At 38.5% G+C, this 8,629-nt stretch carries 10 protein-coding genes; 4 read left to right on the top strand and 6 right to left on the bottom strand.

Going from position 1 to position 8,629, the window contains the following annotated elements; translation table 11 throughout:
• Positions 1-361 precede the first annotated feature (361 nt).
• Complete coding sequence (locus tag DBR11_RS11365; RefSeq protein WP_146186509.1) at positions 362-1,027, top strand: hypothetical protein; 666 nt, start codon at positions 362-364, stop codon at positions 1,025-1,027.
• A gap of 351 nt (positions 1,028-1,378) precedes the next feature.
• On the top strand, positions 1,379-1,972 hold the full coding sequence (locus tag DBR11_RS11360; RefSeq protein WP_108552677.1) for a DUF4468 domain-containing protein: 594 nt from the start codon (positions 1,379-1,381) through the stop codon (positions 1,970-1,972).
• 114 nt (positions 1,973-2,086) lie between these two features.
• On the opposite strand, the gene DBR11_RS11355 is transcribed toward DBR11_RS11360, so the two are convergent.
• Positions 2,087-2,803, bottom strand: a complete 717-nt coding sequence (locus DBR11_RS11355) for a LytTR family DNA-binding domain-containing protein (RefSeq protein ID WP_108552675.1) — start codon at positions 2,801-2,803, stop codon at positions 2,087-2,089.
• Positions 2,784-3,926: a sensor histidine kinase gene (locus tag DBR11_RS30130; RefSeq protein WP_233260723.1), complete on the bottom strand. Its 1,143-nt coding sequence runs from the start codon at positions 3,924-3,926 to the stop codon at positions 2,784-2,786. Before DBR11_RS30130 ends, DBR11_RS11355 begins: the two co-directional genes overlap by 20 nt.
• Positions 3,927-4,141: 215 nt before the next feature.
• On the opposite strand from DBR11_RS30130, the gene DBR11_RS11345 reads away from it, so the two are divergent.
• Positions 4,142-4,660 carry an SgcJ/EcaC family oxidoreductase gene (locus tag DBR11_RS11345; RefSeq protein WP_108552673.1) on the top strand — a complete coding sequence of 173 codons (519 nt, stop codon included), beginning with the start codon at positions 4,142-4,144 and terminating at the stop codon, positions 4,658-4,660.
• A gap of 379 nt (positions 4,661-5,039) precedes the next feature.
• Here DBR11_RS11345 and DBR11_RS11340 read toward each other — a convergent pair whose 3' ends face one another.
• The gene (locus tag DBR11_RS11340) at positions 5,040-5,594 is read right to left on the bottom strand and encodes a type 1 glutamine amidotransferase domain-containing protein (RefSeq protein ID WP_108552671.1); all 555 of its coding nucleotides are present in this window, start codon (positions 5,592-5,594) and stop codon (positions 5,040-5,042) included.
• A gap of 345 nt (positions 5,595-5,939) precedes the next feature.
• On the opposite strand from DBR11_RS11340, the gene DBR11_RS11335 reads away from it, so the two are divergent.
• Positions 5,940-6,191, top strand: coding sequence for a hypothetical protein (locus DBR11_RS11335; protein WP_108552669.1), 252 nt, complete (start codon positions 5,940-5,942; stop codon positions 6,189-6,191).
• A 19-nt stretch (positions 6,192-6,210) separates the two neighbouring features.
• Here the strand turns inward: DBR11_RS11335 and DBR11_RS11330 are convergent, their stop codons facing one another.
• The 3 genes from DBR11_RS11330 to DBR11_RS11320 form a co-directional block, all read right to left on the bottom strand.
• Positions 6,211-6,669: an SRPBCC family protein gene (locus DBR11_RS11330; protein ID WP_108552667.1), complete on the bottom strand. Its 459-nt coding sequence runs from the start codon at positions 6,667-6,669 to the stop codon at positions 6,211-6,213.
• Between the two features lie 339 nt (positions 6,670-7,008).
• The gene (locus DBR11_RS11325) at positions 7,009-7,548 is read right to left on the bottom strand and encodes a hypothetical protein (protein ID WP_108552665.1); all 540 of its coding nucleotides are present in this window, start codon (positions 7,546-7,548) and stop codon (positions 7,009-7,011) included.
• Between the two features lie 225 nt (positions 7,549-7,773).
• Entirely contained in the window at positions 7,774-8,457 is a 684-nt protein-coding gene (locus DBR11_RS11320; protein ID WP_108552663.1) for a hypothetical protein, read from the bottom strand.
• Positions 8,458-8,629 lie beyond the last annotated feature (172 nt).

Here is an 8,629-nt window from a genome sequence, read left to right as displayed (position 1 = left end):
ATATTGGTATGTCTAGATGTCTTTATATTTGTGTGTTGGTTTAGATTTTTAAGGTTACACTATCACCCGATCTTTCTGTTTACGCTGTGATAATTTTTAATTGCTTGAAAGACCTTTATATATGGTTTTATCTGTTTTTCTTTCTTGATAGAATGTTTCTAAATAAATATTTTTGCAGTCTTTATTAAAGCTAAATGTTGCTTTAATAATATTTAAACGCTCATTCTCAGATTAATTAACCTCAATGAACAGACAAGGTTTTCTCAAAAGTGCCGTTATATCCTCAGCGGGTGTAATGTTCGGATTAGGAGTGTTAAACTCCTTTTTAACATTACAATTATTCGGACAAACCAAAAATTCGATGAACGCTATTAAATATGCCTTTCAGGCAGAGATTATACCTCCAGGACAAAAGAAACAAAAGATAGGGGGGTCTGTAAATATCTACTATAAGGGTGATATTGTTGTATATGAAATTCCAGTTTTTAAGACTGTTGATAAACAACACACTTCAGGAGATACTATTACCGTTGAAACCGAGATTAGCAATGAAATAGATGCTTATCGGTATATTATTTATAAAGAGGGAGAAGATCTGGGCAAGCAGTTTTTTGGCCTGGATGATCAGTCACCAACTCAGGTAAATATTCAACATATAAACAAAGAGTTGTTTACCTATACCGAGGGATTATTTTATGGCGATAACGATGTATTTAAAGAGAAACATCAGAAGGACCAGAATTCACTTGTAGAGGTATATGTTCCAAAGAACAAGCCAGATGATAGTTATAATGATACTACCTATCTATATTTTAATACCAAGTTTCCTTCTGTGAAATTCTCTTTAGACAAAAACCTGGATAGCAAAAGAAAGGACAAACTCACTAAAGCTGTCCTGGTTTATAATGGAAACGACACACATCCGAGAATGAACTTGACTTTTGAGATTCAGGTTGCCTTGGATAACCGGATAAAAATATTGACAGAATTTCTGATTAAAAGAAAGTACGTTAATCAGATGGAATAAAAGTTTGTATGCAAGGTGTGAACAGTTCTATCCTTTCCTTAAGTGAACCGTTTTGATTTTGGCTGTTTTTTCTTCCTCTTGATAAAACTGGTAGTAATGCTTGCTGATTTCCCGTAACAGCATTTCTCTGGTAAAGCCTTTAGGTGCATTTAATTCAAAGCTATAATTTAAAAATCAGTTTGCAATCACCGAAACAATCGGGATGAAATAAGTTACCAAACGGGTTGATTTTATTCATTTTTACCCTCGAGGGCTTGCTTATTTTACCTTATTTTTATTAGTTTAGTGCTCTAAAACGGTAAGCAATTCTGCATTTAAAACAACCTGATGAGGTTATAAAATATTATTAACATGAAAAAAATACTAAGTATTGCCATACTCTTGCTTGTCACACAGTTATGTTTCGCGCAATATTTTAACCTAACTCCGAATGGATTTGTTTCTAGTGATAATAAGGATTTTAGGGTTGTGGATGTTCCAAACGTAAAACAAAAAGATCTATATAAAAATGTGCTTAATGCCATTAATTCGATATTTAAAAATCCACAAAAAGGGCTTAGTGTTGTTGAAGGTGAAAGCATTAGTATAACGGCGTATGAAGATAAAGTTCTACCTATAAAGCTTTCTAACGGTCTTGGAAAAGAAATTTTTAAATATGATCTATCGTACAAATTAACCTTTCTTTTTAAAGATGGTAAAATTCGGATTAACAGTCCTGATTTTGAAGCTAAAAGATATGTTGAAGGTAAATACAGAGGTTCAAGTGGTTGGAGTGAGGGTGGATGGGTTACCTTAAAACTTGTGAAAGTCGGAAAATCTAAATTATATCTTTTTGAAGATGATGGAAAAGTGAGATTTGAAGATGCCTATACTGGATTAAACAATCATTTTAATTCGCTTATAAAAGAAATTATTGAAAAATCGAAAAATATAAACAACTGGTAATGAAGGTCTGTGCCATGGGAGTGGATTAGCTTTAGCAACCCGAAGGAAATACTAGTAAGAATTACTAAAGGCATGCGCAAACAGTTTACTGTATCTCATGAGCGTATGCTCATATCAAGGTGTAGGCCGTAATCTTCTAAAAACTTCGTGCTGGTACATTTTACCGATAGGTAACGTTATACTACCTAAGTTTACATTGCTGTTAGTGTAGGATGTCAATTTATCGGTAGCAATGATAAAGGATCGGTGTATACGCAGAAAACCAGTAGTGGGCAGCATCGCTTCCAGTGCTGCCATTGAATATTTGGTAATTATCTGGTTACTATCAGTAACAATCTTCACGTAATCTTTCAAGCTTTCAATGTATAAAATGTCTTTAAGCATTACTTTCATCATTTTGCGGTCTGCACGAAAGTATAGATAGCTGTCCTCAACGGCCGGTAGGTCTGTATTCACTTGTGCAGGTGGCAAATTTGGTATGGCCCGGTTAACTGCTTTCACAAAGCGTTCAAACTTAATCGGCTTCAGCAGGTAATCAGTAGCTTGCAGGTCATAGCTTTCAAGGGCGTATTCTGCATAGGCAGTTGTGAAAATGATCTTTGGTGGATTACTTAACGTACTCACTAATTCCAACCCGTTCAACTGCGGCATGCGGATGTCTAAAAATAGTATATCCACCGGGTTGGCATGAAGAAAAGGGATTACCTGGAGGGCGTTATTGCATTCACCGACCAGGCACAGCATGGGCAACTTTTGAATGTAGCGTTTTAATACCTCGCGCGCCGGTGGTTCATCATCCACGATCAGGCAATTATAAATGGGCAGGCTCATATTCCTTCTTCCGGTTAAGTTCCAGTTTTAAATTTACAATATACATTTCCTCTTCGGCTATAATTTGCAGGTCGTACCTGTTTGGATATAACAACGCCAAACGTCGCTTTACATTTTCAATACCTATACCACCGCTTTGTAGCGTAGCGTTCGGAGCTTTACCATTGATCAGTTTCAGGTGCATGGCCTTACCATCTAACTGTAGCTGAATATTGATCCAGGGGTGTTCGAGCATATTACTTGTGCCATGTTTAAAACAGTTCTCTATAAAAGGAAGGATCAGCAAAGGTGCAACCATCAGATCAGGGTCAACCGCTGGTATTTGGATGGCAATTTCCAGTTGATTGCCGTATCGCTGTTTTTCAAGTTCGATGTATTCCAGCAGCATTTGCAGTTCCTGTTTTAAAGGCACCAGTGGCGCGTTGCAGGAATAAAGCATGTAGCGCAATAAAGTGGAAAGCCCCATGAGCATGTTAGCTGCTAAAGGTGCGGTGTCCTGCGCATGCGAATAAATATTATTAAGGGTATTAAACAGGAAATGCGGGTGGAGCTGCGCTTTTAACGAGTTGAGTTCGGCTACCGCTTTCTCCTGTTCCAACAACAAAGCCTGCTGCTGTTTTTCATAAAAGTACTTCATGAGTTTAATGGCCGCTGCCAGGCCGCCAATGGTAATGCTCCCGCGCAGGCCGGAGATCCAGGCCATAAACAGCTGTATGGTAAACGGTGTAGAAACAATGCCGGGTAATAAGCCCGGATGCCCGAGCAGGTATTGCCGGCGCAAGTGTTCTACGATAGTTAAAGAAATCAGCGCGGATAAGCCACCGGTTAAAAACAAAAGCCCGAAAACGGACAATATCACCTTAAAATATTTAGCCGGGATAACCAGTTTAGGGATGACAAGGTAAATTAAACTATAGGCCAGAAACATGGCCGGCAGCATATACCAAAAACTTTCGCCAAGGTTGACGATTATCCTTTGCCAGAAATTGAGTTTAGTTAAAATGGGTGAGGGCGTAAAGGAGTACAGGTAAACCGTAAATAAGTACCAGCTTGCCCAGAATGTGATATGGCGGCACAACCGCCAGCGGATATTGCGGGAAAATACAAAGTCTAATTGTGCCATGATGTTAAAGGTACGAACGGTTCAAAACAAAGCACTATCATTTCCGTTAAAATAGACCAGGAGCCAGATTCGCCGTACCAGATGAGTTCGTCGTCGATGAAAGTATCTCATCTATCTTAAATTCCTTTATAGCCGCATGAATGCCCATACGGTCTACTTTGCAGAAATCAATAGAAGTTTAACTCTAAGTTTAGCTAAACAATAATCAAAAACTTATGAAAAAGCTGCTTTTTATTTTATTGGTTCTCACCGGTACCATCCCAACCATTAAGGCGCAAAACCGTTCGTCGGATGAAGCCGCCATAAAGCAAACGCTCGGGCGCTTCGGCAATAGCTGGGCTAAGGGCGATTTCAGTGATATGAAAGAATACATGACCCCGGATTGCCATTGGATCAATGTGGTGGGCATGCACTGGCATAATTTAAAGGAAGTGCAATTTGCCCATCAGGCCTTTATCAGTTCGGCCTTAAAGGGAGTGGAAGCTAAAGAGCTGAACATTACCGTAAGGTTTATTACCAAGGATGTTGCCATTGCCTATTGGCTAACGCATGTTGGCGCTTTTTACCCGCCCGATGGAGTTAACCGCGGCGGTAACAAACAAGGTGATAAAGACAACATTGCCACCGTTGTGTTGGTGAAACAAAAAGACAATTGGCTGGTAACATCTGCCCAAAACAGTGATGTGATTGCCCAGGCCGCGGCGAGTGATCCGGTATTACACATGAATAAATAGCACTGTAGAAATATTGGTGGACGGCGTTAGAAAAGCTTAAGGCACTACCTTTTTTAGCTTGTACCATACGCATAATATAGGTTGCTGTATTAATCGATGTCTATAAGTATACTTGCTTTCTGTCTTGTTGCAGGAAGAATAGCCCGGTACTTGGAAATACTAAGGTAATAATTAAAAGTATGAAGATGCGGTAGATAAACTATTGAATCAGATTTTCAATTCGTTAACCAAAAAATGTCCCCTTAAAGTGGTGAAGGGGGAAAAACCTGCACCTCTTTTCTCCCTGGGCCTTCCGCGAAAAGCTTCAGGTCCTGAGGTGTGAAAAGAGGTGTAGGTTTTTTGAGTGCAGACCGGGATGGTGGTGGTTTCTTTAATAGGTTTAATTCTGGTGCACCCCCTCTGCGAACTCTTCTACCATCTTATCATTAAAGGCGGGAAGGTCATCTGGGCTACGGCTGGTAACGAGCCCCTGGTCAACTACAACTTCTTTGTCATACCATTCTGCTCCGGCATTGAGCAGGTCAATTTTTATGGTTTTTGTCGAGGTCAGTTTCCTGCTTTCTACTACTTCAGCTGTGATCAAAACCTGTGGCCCGTGACAGATCGCTGCTACTGGTTTTCCTGCCTCAAAGAATGCTTTCACAAATGCAATGGCATCATCATTCTTTCTCAATGCATCTGGATTTAAAACCCCGCCTGGGATGACTAATCCTTGATAATCTTCAGCATTGGCTTCGCTAATGGTCTTATCCACGTCAACTTCTATGGTCCACTGATGGTCACCTTTCATGGCCTGTATCTTTCCTGGTTTAGAGGAAATGATATGAACAGTTGCACCTTCCTCTTTTAGCCTTTGCACCGGGCTGGTCAATTCTGTTTCTTCAAAACCGCTTTCTGATAAAACGGCAATGGTTCGATTGCTTAATTGTCCCATGATTTACTGTTTTAATGTTCAACTTTAGTTGTCTATATATTATACAACGGCCAATACGGAATGTTTTATTTATTGCGATTCTTTACTTTAGGGAAAGAAGATAAACGTCTTTATTGCCGAAATGCTACGTTGTTTTTATGTTTCGAACCTGGGTTAAATTGTAAGTAAAAAGCCTGCGCTTCTTTTCACACTGGACCTTCCGCGAAGAGCTTCAGGCCCTGAGGTGTGAAAAGAAGTGCAGGTTTTTTTGATGCAGACCGGAGAGGGTGAGGATTTCTTTATTTGTCTTGCAGAATTCGATTAAACTCACAATATTTGGTCATCTACAAACGCTAATCGATCTTTATGGCTATTAAACCACCGCAGGATATGAGCAATGAAGAATTGCTTAAAAATGAATCTATTTTTAAAACGAGTGTGACCCTCACAATTATCAGTTGTACTTTCATGCTGGCTGTTGGTATATATCTACTGATTGCTAAAGGTGGAAAGATCAATGCTTTTTTATTCCTACCTGTTGTATTTGCAGCTACAGGATTTACAACTTATAATTCACTGAAAGCGATCAGGAAAGAAAAAGCAGCCAGAGATATATAGCATTTTTGTTTATTTGAGGTTATAAATTGAGCGTTTCTGCATGTTCTTTTATTACTTTGTTTCTAATCAATAACAGATTTACCATATACTTTCTAAGAAACAATCGGTCTGCCACTTTACCAAGCATTCCCATTGGGGACGTATAGTTAAAAATATCCACCATTAATGTACCCTCGCCTTTTTGCTCAAATAGATGTTCATGCTTAAATGACTTAAAAGCTCCGGAAACCATTTCGTCAACAAAATAATTGGGATATTCCATTGCGGTGATTTTGGAAGTAAGGTGTTGTACAATTCCAAAATGTTTAGCTTCCCATGTTACGGATTCATTTAGTTCAATCAATCCTGAAGTTTTACCTGCAATTGCCCGTTCGTTTGTGTGTGCGGTGGAGATTTGATGGAGATCAATGCTTCTGGCAAGATCGAAGACAATGCCTCGGTCGGCTTTTATGATAGTTTCTAAACGGATAACTGGCATTTACAAATAAAGGAAATATTTTAGGTAGATGCTAGATTGGGGAAGATGCAAGGAAAAAATCTGCACTTCTTTTCACACTGGACCTTCCGCGAAGAGCTTCAGGCCCTGAGGTGTGAAAAGAAGTGCAGGTTTTTTTGATGCAGACCGGAGAGAGTGGTTGGAGTTCCTGGAATATGAGTCGTGTAAACTGCTCATGACCGAACAGTTCAATATAATGGCAAGTTGGGGGGTGAAAAACATGTTAATTTGATACCGAAGAGTTTTGCTGGTAATACAGGCAGATCTGGTCAGTCAGGTAATCATAAACATCATCCTCCAGATAAGGTTTTCTAGCATAGGTCAATTTTTTAACAGCGCTGCTGATCTTGTCTTTTTCCTTCTTATCTCGCCTTCAGTTCTCCATGGAAAACTTTGAATGGCCAATAAGCCACTGTACCGCCGTTGTTTCTTCTCTCGCTCAATTTTCAATGAGGGCTCCCGAATAATGGTTTCAGTGGTAACACTGAGGTTTCCCTTAGGAGTAAAAACTAAATGTTGATCTTTTAGGAGATCTTTCAACATCTCAATATTTTTACCAGCATAACTCCTTATCCAAACTTCACTTAAAAACATCAGGCCATTATTCCCTTTTTTAAATAAAATGCTTACTGTCCAAAACAATCTTTCATCAAGAAGCTTGACGTGTACTGTTTTTTCTGTGTTCACAATATAGGCATAGGGTTCGTTATCTTTATATACGGTTGTAGGATACCAAAGATGGTGAGCATGTGCGTACCTTGCCCAGTCGTCTGTGGTTTTACCATGTTCTTTCCAAATTGTTTTAGATATATTATCTTCAACCTTTGTTTTGATGTTATTTAAGCTTTTTTCTTCATCCATTATTGAATAACGGACATCATTATAAAATCTATGATCAAAGGTTATATTATTCTTGAGTTTTTAAGTTTTAACGGCCAGCTACTTTAAAGTTAAAAATTTACGCTTTTGGTAGAGCAAAAAAAGCGACCTATTTATAAGCCGCTTTGTGTTTAATTTTTATTCCAATCTGTTGGTAACCAAGAGTTACGTGGATTTTTGATAACTACATGCTGTCGGGGTAACCAGTTATTGACCGGATATGTAAACAGGCATATTAAAGATAGCGTTGGTTTGAACCGTCATCGAATTGATTAAATTGTAATATACATTTGTAGTTGTATTGTAGATACAAGCCACGTATTCTTTATTTGAGGGAACTTTAAATGATGCTGATCCAGAGTCGTCAGTAATTCCTTTATAATCTGCAATGTTAAGATAAGGTGTTGCCGTTGAAGAATAAAAAGATTTATTTGCCGGAATAAGCAGGATACCAATATTTTTAGCAGGAAGGCTTGTAAAATAAGATTTGATAAGAAAAGTGAATGTTCCAACACAATCTGTAACCTTAACCTCTTTTATCTTGGTCTTTCCAGCAGTTACCTGAACATAATCTTGAATGCTATATTTTACATTGTTAACCATTGGAGAATCAGGTATAAGCAAATAGTTTCTGGGATTAAGATCTCCAAAATCAGCAAGACCATTCTGATCTGTTGTCCGGGTATCGAGGAGGATCCTGGAAGTGTAGTAGTAGTTTTCAAGGTTGTCAAATAAGGATACTTTCACATTTGGTAATCCTTTACCCGAGCCGTCAAGCAATTTGTAGCTAAGCTTTCCGCTGGTGGATACAGTAACATCAACATTTGTAGTTTTTTTACATGACGCAAGTATTGCTAGAAGCAAGATGAAGAGCGTGAATTTTGATTTCATTTTTTTGTTTTTAGAGCGGCGAATATATAAAAAAACTTCAAGTGATTTTACTAATTAAATATCTCCTAAAGCCAAATTCTGGCTTATTTCATCACTTGAGGGGAGGGATTTATTTTTTTGCGAGAAACTTGTTAACGGTCTTTACTATCCATCTAACTACTAGGATAAGGAG

The sequence above is a fragment of the Pedobacter sp. HMWF019 genome (assembly GCF_003061025.1).
In the GTDB taxonomy this organism is placed as follows: Bacteria; Bacteroidota; Bacteroidia; order Sphingobacteriales; family Sphingobacteriaceae; genus Pedobacter.
This window is presented reverse-complemented; position numbering and strand designations above follow the sequence as displayed.

Coding starts and splice junctions, on each gene's coding strand:
- DBR11_RS11365 (WP_146186509.1), top strand. CDS start 362: ATGAACGCTATTAAATATGCCTTTCAGGCAGAGATTATACCTCCAGGA.
- DBR11_RS11360 (WP_108552677.1), top strand. CDS start 1,379: ATGAAAAAAATACTAAGTATTGCCATACTCTTGCTTGTCACACAGTTA.
- DBR11_RS11355 (WP_108552675.1), bottom strand. CDS start 2,803: ATGAGCCTGCCCATTTATAATTGCCTGATCGTGGATGATGAACCACCG.
- DBR11_RS30130 (WP_233260723.1), bottom strand. CDS start 3,926: ATGGCACAATTAGACTTTGTATTTTCCCGCAATATCCGCTGGCGGTTG.
- DBR11_RS11345 (WP_108552673.1), top strand. CDS start 4,142: ATGAAAAAGCTGCTTTTTATTTTATTGGTTCTCACCGGTACCATCCCA.
- DBR11_RS11340 (WP_108552671.1), bottom strand. CDS start 5,594: ATGGGACAATTAAGCAATCGAACCATTGCCGTTTTATCAGAAAGCGGT.
- DBR11_RS11335 (WP_108552669.1), top strand. CDS start 5,940: ATGGCTATTAAACCACCGCAGGATATGAGCAATGAAGAATTGCTTAAA.
- DBR11_RS11330 (WP_108552667.1), bottom strand. CDS start 6,669: ATGCCAGTTATCCGTTTAGAAACTATCATAAAAGCCGACCGAGGCATT.
- DBR11_RS11325 (WP_108552665.1), bottom strand. CDS start 7,548: ATGGATGAAGAAAAAAGCTTAAATAACATCAAAACAAAGGTTGAAGAT.
- DBR11_RS11320 (WP_108552663.1), bottom strand. CDS start 8,457: ATGAAATCAAAATTCACGCTCTTCATCTTGCTTCTAGCAATACTTGCG.